Source organism: Nostoc sp. (assembly GCF_036917395.1).
Classification (GTDB): domain Bacteria; phylum Cyanobacteriota; class Cyanobacteriia; order Cyanobacteriales; family Nostocaceae; genus Nostoc.
Map to the genome: position 1 here is coordinate 101,668 of NZ_JBALDI010000005.1, position 13,661 is coordinate 115,328.

14 protein-coding genes are annotated in these 13,661 nt (G+C 41.9%); 8 read left to right on the forward strand and 6 right to left on the reverse strand.

The genetic code is table 11. From position 1 onward, the window contains the following. Positions 1-440 precede the first annotated feature (440 nt). Both V7K46_RS04625 and V7K46_RS04630 read left to right on the forward strand, forming a co-directional pair. The gene (locus V7K46_RS04625; protein WP_335111461.1) at positions 441-1,595 is read left to right on the forward strand and encodes a PepSY-associated TM helix domain-containing protein; all 1,155 of its coding nucleotides are present in this window, start codon (positions 441-443) and stop codon (positions 1,593-1,595) included. 161 nt (positions 1,596-1,756) lie between these two features. Next, a complete protein-coding gene (locus V7K46_RS04630; RefSeq protein ID WP_335111462.1) occupies positions 1,757-2,107 on the forward strand; it encodes a hypothetical protein in 351 nt (116 codons plus the stop codon). Between the two features lie 106 nt (positions 2,108-2,213). Here the strand turns inward: V7K46_RS04630 and V7K46_RS04635 are convergent, their stop codons facing one another. The 4 genes from V7K46_RS04635 to V7K46_RS04650 form a co-directional block, all read right to left on the reverse strand. Further along, positions 2,214-2,822: a HEAT repeat domain-containing protein gene (locus V7K46_RS04635; protein ID WP_335111463.1), complete on the reverse strand. Its 609-nt coding sequence runs from the start codon at positions 2,820-2,822 to the stop codon at positions 2,214-2,216. A gap of 423 nt (positions 2,823-3,245) precedes the next feature. Then, a complete protein-coding gene (locus tag V7K46_RS04640) occupies positions 3,246-3,740 on the reverse strand; it encodes a bleomycin hydrolase (RefSeq protein ID WP_335069921.1) in 495 nt (164 codons plus the stop codon). 78 nt (positions 3,741-3,818) lie between these two features. Continuing rightward, positions 3,819-4,376 carry a bleomycin hydrolase gene (locus tag V7K46_RS04645; RefSeq protein ID WP_298919629.1) on the reverse strand — a complete coding sequence of 186 codons (558 nt, stop codon included), beginning with the start codon at positions 4,374-4,376 and terminating at the stop codon, positions 3,819-3,821. A gap of 533 nt (positions 4,377-4,909) precedes the next feature. After that, positions 4,910-5,077: an NblA/ycf18 family protein gene (locus tag V7K46_RS04650; RefSeq protein ID WP_298919627.1), complete on the reverse strand. Its 168-nt coding sequence runs from the start codon at positions 5,075-5,077 to the stop codon at positions 4,910-4,912. 318 nt (positions 5,078-5,395) lie between these two features. Here V7K46_RS04650 and V7K46_RS04655 point away from each other — a divergent pair, with 318 nt between their 5' ends. The 4 genes from V7K46_RS04655 to V7K46_RS04670 all read left to right on the forward strand — a co-directional run bounded on the left by V7K46_RS04655 (position 5,396) and on the right by V7K46_RS04670 (position 9,131). After that, positions 5,396-6,013 carry a phycobiliprotein lyase gene (locus V7K46_RS04655; RefSeq protein WP_335111558.1) on the forward strand — a complete coding sequence of 206 codons (618 nt, stop codon included), beginning with the start codon at positions 5,396-5,398 and terminating at the stop codon, positions 6,011-6,013. Continuing rightward, a complete protein-coding gene (locus tag V7K46_RS04660) occupies positions 6,014-6,574 on the forward strand; it encodes a hypothetical protein (RefSeq protein ID WP_335111464.1) in 561 nt (186 codons plus the stop codon). It abuts the gene before it with no gap. 345 nt (positions 6,575-6,919) lie between these two features. After that, on the forward strand, positions 6,920-7,687 hold the full coding sequence (locus V7K46_RS04665; protein WP_335111465.1) for a phycobilisome rod-core linker polypeptide: 768 nt from the start codon (positions 6,920-6,922) through the stop codon (positions 7,685-7,687). Positions 7,688-7,997: 310 nt separating this feature from the next. Beyond that, a complete protein-coding gene (locus V7K46_RS04670; RefSeq protein ID WP_335111466.1) occupies positions 7,998-9,131 on the forward strand; it encodes a hypothetical protein in 1,134 nt (377 codons plus the stop codon). A gap of 238 nt (positions 9,132-9,369) precedes the next feature. Here the strand turns inward: V7K46_RS04670 and V7K46_RS04675 are convergent, their stop codons facing one another. Then, positions 9,370-10,287, reverse strand: coding sequence for an RluA family pseudouridine synthase (locus V7K46_RS04675; protein ID WP_335111559.1), 918 nt, complete (start codon positions 10,285-10,287; stop codon positions 9,370-9,372). Between the two features lie 351 nt (positions 10,288-10,638). Then, positions 10,639-10,989 (reverse strand): DUF952 domain-containing protein, encoded by a 351-nt coding sequence (locus tag V7K46_RS04680; protein ID WP_335111467.1) that lies wholly within the window; start codon positions 10,987-10,989, stop codon positions 10,639-10,641. A gap of 509 nt (positions 10,990-11,498) precedes the next feature. On the opposite strand from V7K46_RS04680, the gene V7K46_RS04685 reads away from it, so the two are divergent. Both V7K46_RS04685 and V7K46_RS04690 read left to right on the forward strand, forming a co-directional pair. Further along, on the forward strand, positions 11,499-12,800 hold the full coding sequence (locus V7K46_RS04685) for a hypothetical protein (protein WP_335111468.1): 1,302 nt from the start codon (positions 11,499-11,501) through the stop codon (positions 12,798-12,800). Positions 12,801-12,839: 39 nt separating this feature from the next. After that, positions 12,840-13,559: a hypothetical protein gene (locus tag V7K46_RS04690; RefSeq protein WP_335111469.1), complete on the forward strand. Its 720-nt coding sequence runs from the start codon at positions 12,840-12,842 to the stop codon at positions 13,557-13,559. The last annotated feature ends 102 nt before the right edge of the window (positions 13,560-13,661 follow it).

A 13,661-nucleotide genomic window follows, 5' to 3' on the forward strand; every position in this document is an offset into this window, starting at 1 on the left:
TAGAAGATAGGTTTCAATTAAGTTAGTCCATAAATTGACTGAAATCGCTGTATTTTAATTAAAAACCTATAATCTCTCAATTCCCCTCGTTAAGAAAATCTGACAATTATTTGCAATTTATTACTCATCCCCTGTAATATTTATTCTCAAGTAGCTGATTATTAATCTCAGAAACTAACAGCTATTTGCTGCAATGTTTAGAGAAAGTGGTAAGTGGAGAGTAAGTGTAGGGGTGGCAAATGGTATTAAAGCAGATATTGAAAATCGTTTTGCTCACAAGCTCTGTTTGATTGTACGTTCCGACAAGCGTAACTGCTACTGAAGTAAATAAATAAGTACAAGCTAAATTTGTTGTATCGATTTCTTGGCAGTTCTGACCCCACTCTCCACGGCTGTTTTCCCTCTGGCTTGGCAAACAAAAATATTTCACCGTACCTGCTATGAACTCTAAAAAACTAGGTGACTTGGTATTTACCCTACACCGTTACATTGGTTTAGCGGTGGGACTGATTACAATTATTGTCGGTTTAACCGGTACTTTATTAGTCTTCCACTCCGAAATTAGCACCTTCGATCAGCAGCGCCGAATTGGCACAATCACTCCTCAAGGTGAACCGCTGCCAGTTGAGGTTGTTCTTAACACTGTCAAAAAAACCTATGCGGATCAACCAGAGGCACCAGTGCAAAGGATTTACCTGCCCTCAAAGCCAAATGAGCCGATGAATGTTATTCTAAAAACCAAACAAAAGGAATGGACAGAAAACTACGTTAACCCTTACACAGGAAAGATTCTCGGCAATAACTTAAAGCCAACCTTCATCCAAAAGTTTTTTGATATCGTCTACCCACTCCACTATGCTCTTTTAGGCGGTGATTTAGGATACAAGTTTGTGGGCATTATTGGTTTACTAATGTCGTTTATGAGTATTACGGGTATTATCCTTTGGCCTGGTTGGCGCAAGTTGATTTCTGGGTTCAAAATCAAGTGGAATGCCCATATCAAGCGAGTGAACTTTGATGTTCACAAAGTTGCTGGTGTTATTACAGCAGTATTTCTGATATTTACATTTTTCACGGGATTTTGCTGGAGTTTTTCTGAAGTCGTCAACCCGATGATCTACGCACTCACCTTCTCCAAGCAGCAAGCAGATCCTGTTTCTGTTGTCGTTGCTGGTAAGTCTCCACTCGGACTAAAAGAACAATTAAAAACGGCTCAAGCTACTTTACCAGATGGAACACTCAGGAGAATTTATTTTCCAACTAAGCCAGAAGAAGCTTTAAATGTTGCCTTTAAACTTCCTCAAGAAACTGAAGACTATGGTCAAAGCAGTGTTTATCTTGACCAATACAGTGGTAAAGTTTTGCGAGTAGATAATTTTTTGAAGCAGTCATTGGGCGATCGCATCCTCAATTCTTTTAGTCCTCTACACTATGGTACATTTGGTGGCTGGCCTACTCGTATTTTCTACCTATTTGTTGGACTTGCACCGTTAATCTTATCTGTTACTGGCTTTGTAATGTGGTGGTATCGCTACAAGGGAAAAAATCGCTCCTCGCAGACTAGAGGAACGATTCAGTTGACAGCAAAAAATTGATTGTAAATCTGTATTTGACTTATTGACAAAGCAACCTTTATCAAAACCTTTTTACTCTGCTGAACTGGAAGCAGGAAGCTTTGGTCTTGTTCGACCGAGCATTAATTTTTCTGGTTCGTTGAACAGTAAGCGAACTTTGCTGTATCGATTGAATGCCGTTAATGAAACGGGTGGGAACTTTCGCGACTTTGACCAAGCAAGGCGTTTATCGGTTTTTTGTCTCGCCTGTGGTGACTTGGAAGATTAGCGATCGCACCGATTTGACCTTTGAATTTTCCTATTTAGATGATACGCAACCATTCGACATCACAGGAATCCCACCTATTGGTAGAAAAATTGCAGACATTCTGTATGATTGCGTTCTAGGTGAGCCAGATGATTTCGTTTTCAGGAATGAGTTGAGTGCGAGTTATCGACTAAAGGCTTTCCGCTTCTCTTCGGCCGATCAGAGGTATGTTGCAGCAGAGTCTGACACTTTTGATGAAACGACTGGTAACCTGAGCAGAGATTGAGGTTTTTCTGATATTGGAAGCCCCAACTTCAGCGAAGCAAGTTAGGGTACTTCACTGTATCTGCCCTACTGGGATTAATCAAGATAGTTGTATTTAAAAGCGATCGCTAGCGTCTCTTATAATTAATCACCTGATCTAATCGGGGCAAGGCACTCACTGCTGACTCTCGAACATATGGATCGGCAGATTCATCATTAGTCAATGCCGTCAGCACTTCCACTCCCCGGATATCACCCATTGAACCGAGTGCATTGACGATCGCCACAGCTACCGCAACATTATCCGTTGTTTTGAGAGCCTCAGTTAAAATTTCAAAGGCAGGGGAACCAATTTCACCCAAAGCCATCACAGATGCAATATAAACAACACCATTTGGGTCATTAAGCGCTGTTTTTAATCCCTGTAAGCCCTCAGTTGGGAAGGGTACGTCTGGATGGTTGGCGGCGACCTGTGCCAAAGACTTAGCACAACTGCCCCGAATGGTGGCATTATCGCTGTTCACTAATGACTCTACTAGTGATGGTACAGCATCTATACCAATTGCACCTAGCGCCTTTACCGCAGCTCGACGGTAGGTTACATCTTCTTCATCCAAAATACTCATCAGCCGAGGAATAGTATTTTCATCACGGACATCAGCCAGTTCCCACATGGCTCGTTCCCGCAGATTGGGGTTGGGGTGTTTCAACTGTTCAAATAGAGAATCTATTGTCATAAAATAAAATTTTCCTGTTTAAATCCCCCAAGTTCAATCCTTGTCATTACTCACATTTTTATAACAGTAAAATACTCACCAACCATAGTTTGCCTGCAATTCAAATCTGGGAATGCATAACAAACATCAGTTAAAACTTACTCCAATTAGTCCGTTGAAACGGACTTGAGCTATTAGCTTTGGAATTATATTACCCAAGCGGGATAGCAATCAAGCCAGAGATTGAAAAGATGTGGGTAATGACAATGAGTTCAATACATGGGAATTAACTGAAATAAATGTTAATTGATAACTGTTCACTGTTAATCACAACTGAGGGACTCCAAGTCCATTACTCAACCTAATTTAGGCAAAGCAACAGACTGAGAGTCCCTAGTTCTAGAGTATGACAATTGCTCGTCTAAGTCTAGTCAATCCGTGTCACTATGACAGGGAGTTGATTACGTAGTCGAGGAGATTGCGGAACTCAACCAACGCTTGAGGAGACAAATCACGAGGAGCGCAAGCGCGATCGCGGGTGTAAGTCATTGCGGTTACATAGGGAGCAGTAGGCAGATTCAAAGAGCGATATGTTTCACGAGCACCTGCAATACCCCACTCATCCAAAGGTCCAGTACCACCCACAACTAAGCTGTAGTTGATTAGGCGCAGGTAGTGCTTGATGTCGCGGAGACACTTATCTTTCTTACCTTGGGTGTCGCCAGCTTCACCGTCTTGGTTCAAGTAAGGATACTTCTTGAAAGCAGCATCATAACCTTCTTTAGCTACAGCATCGATCCCAGAAGCCAGCTTTTCAGCAGCTTCTAGACGAGCGTTAGCACGTTGAATACTACCTTGGACAGATTCTAGGTCAGAGGTGGATGGGAAACGACCTGCTGCATCAGCAGATGTAATAACCGTGGTGATAACTGATTTCATTATTTTTTATACTCCAAATAGGATTTGATCGGGTTTGAATTTCAGTTCGTTTGGCTAATAGCCGTTAGCCATGAGCTATTAGCTCAGAGCAGAAATAATGCGATCAAAGTAGCTAGCAGCTTCAGCAGCTAGAGCAGAGCAGTCGCCTTGAATTACTTCTTGCTTGCGGAACCTTTTACCAGCGTTAGCTTCAGTGTTGGTGTTGGTGATGTGAGCGACGCTGATAGCCTTCAGGAGTTCTACAGCACGTACAGAAGATCCGGTGGGGACGCCCAAAGCTGTGTAGGTTTCTTTTAGCCCATTCAAAGCACGATCATCCAAAACAGAAGAATCACCAGCCAATAGCGCATAGGTCACGTAGCGCAGCATGATTTCGGCATCACGTAGACAAGCAGCATGACGACGAGTTGGGTACAGGTTACCACCAGCTTGAATTAAACCTTGGTTTTCACAGGCAATCCCAGCAATGGCATCAGAAACTGCACAGCTAGAGTTGCTGGCGATCGCGTTTACAGCATCAAGGCGCTTGTTGCCATCAGCAATGAAAGACTTGAGGGCTGCTAAATCAGCACCACCGATAGGAGCAGTTTTGGCGTCTGCTGTAATTACAGCTTTAGAAAAAGCATCAAGAACCATGAGTTCTCCTTAATATTCACAAATGGCGGATATTATTTCTGGCCTGTCCTCGATCAGATTAACTGCGAGTAGCCAATGAAAAACATAGGGGATCAATAGTACCCTAGTCTTTACTATGAGAGACAAAGTAATAATCTGTAATATTTATCTGTAATTCGGCTAGTCTGACAAAAAAATCAAATTTAGCCTAAATGGGCATTGGGGAGCCAGCGTCGCGGTAGCGGCGATAGCGAGTCATCTCCCTACAGCCCTTCTCAAGACAGGAGACGCTCTTGTGTTCGGGCATCCTACGGCAGGCGCTAGCCTCTCACGAATGGGAGAAGGGGAGACGCCAAGGGCAGTGGGGTTTCCCACGCCACATGCTTCAACCGGGGGAACCCCGGCAACGCAGTGGCTCTCCAAGAGAAACTACCGTGCATAGTTTTCCGATTTGAGGCGACTGGCGTCATTGGGCAAAAAAATAAGACTTACACATTTTAATAGAACTCTACCACTGCGTAAGTCTTAAGGAAAAAATCTTGTTTTTTACTTGATCAAGCTTGTTTTAGCAGATGTTTGACCAAATTATCTTTCACCATCATCTGCCGTAAAACTTCTAACAAAAATTCCTGAGCCTCTTCTTGATTCAAATTCTTTACCTGGTCTTTCAAATTTTGTAAGCGAAACTGTTGCTCTAAGGTTAATTCGACTGGGAAGTCCATGAGCCATTCCTCTGATTAACTGAATCGAAGGGTATTTGTTGTTACTGCTAGTGTGAACGCGTGGGCGGTCGTAAACATCGCTATCCACTATTTTAGCACTGAGATATTAAATTTTACATATTGTCAAGCTATAAAAAATCAAACTCATAAAAATTTACAATTAGATAACAATACGTCTCCCTCTCCTTTTGTAGGGAGTTTATTGAAGCTGACCACTAATCGCTGTAAAGTTTAGAATGTTTATATACCAACAACTTTAAAAAGAAAGAAGCTGTAGAACATCATCCGCAGGAGTAATAAGTAGGAGTCAGAAGATTGATAGACGCAATGGAATTTTTTCAGCTAAGTGCTGGTAAGTGGCGATCGCAACGGGCAACTCATCACCTAGCCTTCAAGCGTTCAGAGACGGGAGAATCGGATATACAGGTAGAAACTCTGGATGCCAATCATCCAGAAATCATTGAACTCTGCCAGTATCATCAGATTGACCCCAGCCTATCAGTAGGGGGGTCACGGGTGCGTTGGCTAGGCACAATGGCTTGGGATAGAGAGGGTGAGGAGAACCATCAGGGGAAAACCATATTTGCGATCGTGCCAGATGGCGATAACCCAAGGATTGGCAAATTACTCCGCGAAAGAGGCTACGCTGAAATTATGCCTGTAGTCGGTCTTTTTCACATGGATGATGAAGATGGACTAGTGTTGACAACCGAATACGAAACAATGAGTTCCATTGAGAGATTCTGGTTCGCCAGCCCAAATATGCGGATGCGAACCAGTACAGTAAAACGGTTTGGCGGCTTCAGCACTGCATCGTTTTGTACTGAAACCCGCATTGAAACTTCTGTTGAGGTTTCCAACACAGAACAGGTAATAGAAAGACTTGGGGAGGATGTTCTGGAAAAAAGAGAGTTTTATTCAGTTTTGGGCTGGTGAATGATTCTTAAGGGAACTGATGCTTTTACTCGTGGGCGAGATTATCTCCATCGGGTACAGGGATTTGCTCTAGAACCGGGTATGGTGGATGTGTTTGATAACCTGCGCGATCGCATCCCCATTTGCACTTGGATCGGTGAGAATATTAACACCGTTAACGCTCAGATCAACACTTACTTAGAAGTTTGTCATGAGTGCTTTCATCCTCAACAGCGTCGCCATATCCAAATTTTTGCAGTCCCCATAGCTCAATCCTTCGGCATAGACGGGCTGTGCAACATTTTCACAAACCCAATCACTATTCTGGTAGATGTCGGTCGAGTTGCACCTAGAGACTGGTTTGGTGTAGTCGTCCATGAGTACGCCCATGCCCATCTCGGAGACTTTGGTCATAATCAGCAGTTTGCTAGCATCCTATCTCATCTATGTTTAGGGCTGGGATTGGAACCACCCTATTGGGAGGCAGGGATGGAAGCAACTTTGCGTAGCTGGCCTCACTGTAAGTCAACCATAGATCCCTTGGAATTTTGGATAGGTCACCGAAGGAGGCAGGGGGCATAGATCAGGGAGAATAACTAATGCGATGCTCCATACCCGATTAATTTCTTTTGCTAAATGTTAAAAATTATTGCTTGAGTTCAAAAAGGTGAAACTGAATCTCCTAATCTGAAATATGTGCATAAAATTTTTTAGTCATTTACGTAGTCATTAAGCCGCAAGTCCCACTCCTTTTATTAATTAGCTATGGCTTGAATCCACCAGGCTAATCGTCTTTCCTACGAATACTGAAATCACCCTTAGTTAAGTTTCGTGAAATTTTATCAGAATCTCAAGTTCTGATCCAACTACTCCCTTAATATATGATTTAAAGTTGTTAACTTTAATTAAGAACATGGAGGCCTAAGAGTGGCAATTCCTCTATTAACATATGACCCTTCAAGCCAAAATCAGCGTGTAGCGGCATATGAAGTACCGGGTGATGAACAGCCCAGGATTTTTACTACAGACAATATACTGTCCCCGTCAGATTTAGGTGATCTGATCGAAGCAGCATATCGTCAACTTTTCTTTTATGCCTTTTCTGCCGATCGCGAAACATATTTAGAATCCCAACTCCGTAATGGACAAATTACAGTGCGGGACTTTGTTCGTGGGTTGGTGCTTTCCAATACCTTTAAGAAAAGCTTCTACGACCTCAACAATAATTATCGCTTTGTTGAGCAAGTAATTCAGCGGGTTCTAGGACGCGACCCATACAACGAGCGCGAAAAAATCGCTTGGTCAATTGTAGTTGCTACCAAGGGTATTGTAGGCTTCATTGATCAAGTTCTGAATACTGAAGAGTACCTGAGCAATTTTGGATATTCTACAGTGCCCTATCAGCGGCGTCGGATACTGCCATCCCAATCTGAGGGTGAGTTGCCATTCAACATCAAGTCTCCGCGATACGAAGATTACCACCGTGCTAAACTGGGCTTCCCCCAAATCATTTGGCAGGTAGAAGTACGCAGATACACCCCACAAGAGCAAAAACCCAAGGCTGGAGATCCATCTCTCTTCTTAAATATGGCACAAAGTATCAATGCAACTGGCAATGCTCCACAACGGATCTCGCCATACAACATCGATATCGAAAAGTCTGTACCTTATCGGCAACTGTCAGGAATTAAATAACGATTTTTGGTCGGTGGCTGGCTAATACATCCATTTGATAATTTTATAGCGTGCATAAGCCTTGGGTTACGTAGGAGTTTCATTTAGGTATTACTAGTGAAACAGACTCTATCCCATGTCTGATGCACGCTAGTCGTTTTTTTAGATGCACATCTTAAAGGTTGTTTGAAAAGTGTTTCGCTGTGACTTTAGGCACTTTGCCCAACTACCTTGCCCGGTCGTCGCTTAGTAGATTTCAAACTAGATAAAGTCAGATTTGAGTAGAATCAAATAGCCCAAGGGTTTCTCATGCTGCGGCTGAATGGGGAAAATGGCTAAGGATCGTATACAAATTAGAAGGAAGAGGTACTTTAAGCTCAGTTCACAAATCGCTCAGTTGGATAATGCACAATTGTATTCTCTGTTTGACAATAGTGAATCGAATGAGTCAAGCACGGGTTGGGGGATGAATTACGCCATCGTCATTGGGGAATCCAAGGTCTTTGTGAAACGTGTTCCGGTTACAAACATCGAATTTGACAACCTGTTCTCCACCAGAAACTTTTATGACCTGCCGACTTACTGTAATTACGGCTTCGGTTCCACTGGTTTTGGGGTCTTTCGGGAACTCGTGACCCATATCAAGACGACCAACTGGGTATTGTCCGGGGCAATTGCCAGCTTCCCACTGATGTACCATTATCGGATTATTCCCTTGGACAGGCGGCGTGCGGATGTGGATCGGTCGCGTATAAAAGCTTATGTGGAGTACTGGGGCAATAGTACGAACGCCGGCAATTATGTGTTAGATAGAGCGAACGCCAAGTATGAGTTAGTTCTGTTTTTAGAGTACATACCGCATGTTTTAGAAACATGGCTGCTTTTAAACCCCAACAAACTTCAGAAACCCCTAAATGATTTACGCACGACGATTACCTTTTTGAGGACGAAGGGAATCATCCACTTCGACGCACATTTTCGCAACATCCTCACCGACGGCAAGCAAATATATTTGACCGATTTTGGTTTAGTACTTGACAAGAGTTTTACGTTGACCAAAGATGAAGAGTCTTTCTTTAAGCAGAACACATTTTACGACTATGGTGAAGTCCTGCGGAATCTTAGTCACCTTATTCGATTGCCGTATGATTTATGTTCAAAGAACGATAAACGCAGGATAATGGACAAATATGGCATAAAAGAAGGCTTAAAACCTTATGAACTGAGGTCTATATTACTTGACAACATCGAGCAGATACATTTTGATGGGGTCATGAAGTTAGATGAGTTCTATGTTGCCAGCATCGTCAAATACCGCAGTATCATTGCGCTGATGCAAGACTTCTTCTCTGATATGTGGGAAAATAAGAAGAAGGACACGAAACTTCGTCATGCACAACTACGGCTGCTGCTCAAACAGACGGGGTTTCTTCCTGGTGATGGAATCCACAGTGGATATGAGTGAGACATTAAGATAATTGCACTTTTGTCAAGAGGATGGTATGCGTCTTATAGGTACGACCAGGCAAGACAAAAAGCAAGCCGCAGCTTTAGACCCGATCGCCTTTCCTCTAAGAAATATTGTTAGTTAAGTCCTTGAGCACATACCTATGGTGAGCTACGCTAACCCACTCCACCACCAAAAACCCCGGCGTTAAGTACCGAGGTGAGGGCAGGGGCGATCGCCTTTGAATAAAAGAACGTTAAGATGCAATTCGCCTTTTTAGCATCTCCAAAAGTTTTGTAAAATGGGTGGGAGGGGTAGCTGTCACCTCAATCATCTCGCCAGATAGGGGATGCTGTAATTTTAGTCGCCAAGCGTGCAGTGCTTGACCGGGCAAATTTACGCCCACTGAATGACCAGAACTATAAACTGGGTCGCCGACAATGGGATGACCCATTTTGGCGCTATGGACACGAATTTGATGGGTGCGTCCGGTTTCCAGTTGGAAGTGAATTAATGTATAGTTACCGAGGCGTTCTAGTACTTGCCAATGAGTGACGGCGGATCGTCCACCTTGTTCAACAGACATAATAGCCATTTTCTTGCGGTCTTGGGGATGGCGACCAATGGGTAAGTCAATTGTGCCACTTTCAGTTTTTGGCGCACCGTAAACTACGCCCAAGTATTCTCGCCGTGCTGTTTTTGCTTTGAGTTGCGCTTGTAGGTGATGATGGGCAATTTCTGTTTTAGCGATCACGATCGCTCCTGTTGTATCCTTATCCAATCGATGGACAATTCCTGGACGTTGGACTCCGCCAATTCCTGGTAAATTGGGACAGTGTGCCAACAGGGCATTTACTAAGGTGCCATCTGGATGACCGGGCGCAGGATGGACAACTAAGCCTGCGGGTTTGTTGAGAATAAGTAACTGGTCGTCTTCGTAGAGGATATCTAGGGGGATATTTTCTGCTTGCAGTTCTAAAGGTTGCGCTTCTGGTATTTGAAGAGTGATGCGATCGCCTACCTTGACATTGATCTTCTTGGATGTACAAACTTTATCGTTAAGTTGGACGTTACCCTGTTCAATTAACTGTTGGATGCGGGAACGGGATAAGTCTGGTAATTCTTGGCAAAGGTAACGGTCAAGGCGATCGCCTTTGGTGTTGACGCAGTGGATGGTATTTCTGGAGGGAAGTAAGCTAGGTGCATCATTCTCCAGTGGAGTTGACAAGCGATCGCTATTTTCTTGGATTTGTAAATTAAATTCGGTCACAATTGCTCTAGATTAATTCCCATTCTTTAAGTAAAGCGCGGAATGCTTATAGTTGGGCGATTATAAACCGTGTCTACACGAGGCTTTATTCACCTCCGGAGATTTCAAAATCTTGATTTGCCCTTAGTTCGCAGAGGCGGACGAGAGTTTATGTCGCCATTTCATCAATATACACACCCACATCAAACCCCTGACTTCTCATCTCTCCTCCTTTGTGTCCTCTGCGGTAACCTGCGGCAAGCCGAAGCGTCTACGTTATTCTAAATTTATAGCTTCTTGCGGCAACTCAAATAAACCATCTTCCCCAGCTTCAAAATCAATCACCTGATACACAGCATCAATATTTAACTCACCATAAACATGAGGAAATAATTCGCCTATTTCAGCAGGTTCATAACGAATTTCAGCTTGCACTTTTTCAGAATCAATAAAAAGTAGCACCAATTCTTGTTGATTATTAAAAAATCTCTTTGTAACTTTGAGTATTTGCGTTGATTTTGAACAGTGGATAAAGCCTTCACTCTCTAGCGAATCAGCGCGATAGCTACCGATATTTTTTGCTTGTTCCCATTGTTGGTATTTGGTAATGTGGAAAATGGTGTTCATGTTGCTTATATCATTTTGCAAATATCATCTAAAGGTGATTCGGGTTCATTAGGATTATCAGGATAAAATTCTAACATTTGCAGCATTGATACTTCTATAGCAGTTCTAAATGATCCGTAAAAATGAATCAAGACTGTAATGTTTGTCAAATAAAGATTTTCACATTGATTTTACAAATAGTTGAATGACAGGCGATGCCTACGGTGGTCACTGAGCCTGTCGTACCCCTACGGGAATCTTGCTAGCAAGAGCGTCTCCAAGAGTTGTGCGGTAAACTACGCTCTGACGATGAGCAAGCCGCAGCAGTAGCCAGACTTGACTTTATGTGAACTGCTGGAGAGCTTTACGCCTGGGATGTATGAAATCAGAATAGCTACGCCCGGATTTCTCTTGTAAGAAATCCGGGCTAATTGGCTACATTTCCGTAATATTACTAGTTTCAATTGGGATGTTTGGCGTATAAATTGCTGTTGTATTACCGTAAATACTTTTATATAAGGAATATTTTGATGGATAAAATACAAAAAATTATCAATGGTAGTAATACTTATCAAATTATTAGTATTAACTATGCTAACTGGAACTTAGGGACAATCTTGATAACTTTTATTCTACTGTTGACAGCTATTTTTACCAGTTCGGCAGTTGGAGCAGATAATGTTGTTTCTGAAAATCAAGAGGCTCAATTGAGGGTGTCTCAAAATCTCAAAGTATCTTCTATAGTATTGGAACCTAATTCACAACACAAAAAGATCAGATCGCGGCAAAGGTTGTTAGCATCTAAAAAAAGTAATCCTGTGACTAAATTAGAGACTGTAAGCATTAGTAATCGTTTTACTGGTAACCTTAAGTCTAAAATATTCACCAATTCTTTTTCTGGAAAAAATTTTTGGCTTAAATCCCAAAACAAGATAAAAATTAATGATAATTTAGCAAAACAGTTATTTGCTTCTCCAATTAGCAATACTGATTTGCATTTAAAACAGAGTAATGTATTGAAGCAGAAACAACCTCAAATTTTCGTACAAATAGACTCTTCAGAATTTTCTGGTGATACTTTTGGTGAGACTAATAAATTACGCCAACAACTTTTAATTGATCCCATCGTGAGGCTAGGTAAATCACCAAAAGCTGCCCCTGGTTCAACAGCTGGTACTCCTTCTGCCTATGGTGCAAGTTTTGGCCAAGCCTATATTGGCGGTGGTTTACTTTTCCCTCTAGATGAGGATAAAGATAGGGTAGATGGTTCTTTGTCTGTTGGTTTTGGTTTGGGAGATGCAGTTAAATCTGTAGGATTGGAAGTTAATGTCAATATTACTAGTGTAGGTGGTGGTGAGAGTTTTGATTTTGGTGATAGTGGCGGTGTAGGTTTTAAGCTACACAAATATTTAGGTGATGGTACAGCTGTAGCTATTGGTTGGTCAAATCCTATTAAATGGGGAGATGTTAACAATGCTAAAGATACTATCTATGGTGTAGTTACTAAGTCATTTCCACTGCAATCAAATAATCTTAATAACAAATTACCTTTGACTGTTTCTGTAGGACTTGGCAGTGGTGCTTTTCGTTCTAAAGGTGCAATAGCAGCAGATGAAAATCCTGTGAATCTTTTTGCTAGTTTAGGTTTGAGAGTCATTCCTGAAGTATCTTTAGTAAGTAGTTGGACTGGAAATCGTCTCAATATGGGTGCATCTTTTGCTCCTTTCAAGAAGACACCTGTAGTTATCAATACTATTTTCACGGATGTTACTAGCAATCTTGATAGTGGTCTAGGTTTTTCCCTGAGTGCAGGGTACAGTTTTCAGTTTTAACTGCTGAGTTATCTTGGAATTTCATCAATAATCAAAACAATGAAGAAACAAAAATTATCTCTCATTCTTACTTTAACGTTAATCTTATTCACTTATCTAGTGGGTTGGTCTACTAGAGTAAATGCTGGTACTGCTGGCATCACGGGAACTAGTGAAGATTCTACTTCCTCATCGGGAGATAATTTTAACCCAGGATCTTCAGAGTCATCTGTTGAACCTGCACCTGGGGTTGAAGTTGAATTTAGTGGTGATGGTAGGATTAGCGTAGCAACAGAAGTTCAGAATAATTTGAATGAAACTGTCATTAATATACTCAGTCAAAATCCGGATGAAAATAGCCCGGCTGCTATCATTCTTGTTATCTTACTGGGTGGTGTGAATGCGGAAGCAGCAGCTAATCAGTTACAGGTTTCTATAGTTAGTTTAGGAGTATCATCACCATCAGTAGCATCATTGGTAAATGCTTTATTGGCTCTAGCCAGAAATAAATCAGCATCTGTATTAGGCGTTCCTGTAGGACAATTACAATCAGTGCAGCTAGTTGCCAGCACTAAAAGATTAATGGCAGATTCAGTGATAGCCCAGAAGGGAGAAACACCAAATGTGGATATAAAAAAGCTAAATGATGCTATTACTGCTTACAACAAGATTGTGATGCAAAGCAGTCCTAAAGTTATCCAAAAACTTGCAAAAGATCCACAATTTTTAGAAGTTGGTAAGCTGCTTAAGCAATTAAGGGCTGCCCTGAATAAAAGTTAAAACTTAGATGTGATGAGACTAAAGTTATTAGTGGTGCAATTGACAATCCTCTGGTTTAAATCAGAGGATTGTTGTTTTCAGAATCGAGTTATCAACATCAAT

Bases quoted from the DNA above. Each gene is read 5' to 3' on its own strand.
- V7K46_RS04630 (WP_335111462.1), top strand. From the start codon at position 1,757: ATGAAACGGGTGGGAACTTTCGCGACTTTGACCAAGCAAGGCGTTTAT.
- V7K46_RS04670 (WP_335111466.1), top strand. From the start codon at position 7,998: ATGGCTAAGGATCGTATACAAATTAGAAGGAAGAGGTACTTTAAGCTC.
- V7K46_RS04690 (WP_335111469.1), top strand. From the start codon at position 12,840: ATGAAGAAACAAAAATTATCTCTCATTCTTACTTTAACGTTAATCTTA.
- V7K46_RS04645 (WP_298919629.1), bottom strand. From the start codon at position 4,376: ATGGTTCTTGATGCTTTTTCTAAAGCTGTAATTACAGCAGACGCCAAA.
- V7K46_RS04660 (WP_335111464.1), top strand. From the start codon at position 6,014: ATGATTCTTAAGGGAACTGATGCTTTTACTCGTGGGCGAGATTATCTC.
- V7K46_RS04680 (WP_335111467.1), bottom strand. From the start codon at position 10,989: ATGAACACCATTTTCCACATTACCAAATACCAACAATGGGAACAAGCA.
- V7K46_RS04650 (WP_298919627.1), bottom strand. From the start codon at position 5,077: ATGGACTTCCCAGTCGAATTAACCTTAGAGCAACAGTTTCGCTTACAA.
- V7K46_RS04635 (WP_335111463.1), bottom strand. From the start codon at position 2,822: ATGACAATAGATTCTCTATTTGAACAGTTGAAACACCCCAACCCCAAT.
- V7K46_RS04685 (WP_335111468.1), top strand. From the start codon at position 11,499: ATGGATAAAATACAAAAAATTATCAATGGTAGTAATACTTATCAAATT.
- V7K46_RS04625 (WP_335111461.1), top strand. From the start codon at position 441: ATGAACTCTAAAAAACTAGGTGACTTGGTATTTACCCTACACCGTTAC.
- V7K46_RS04640 (WP_335069921.1), bottom strand. From the start codon at position 3,740: ATGAAATCAGTTATCACCACGGTTATTACATCTGCTGATGCAGCAGGT.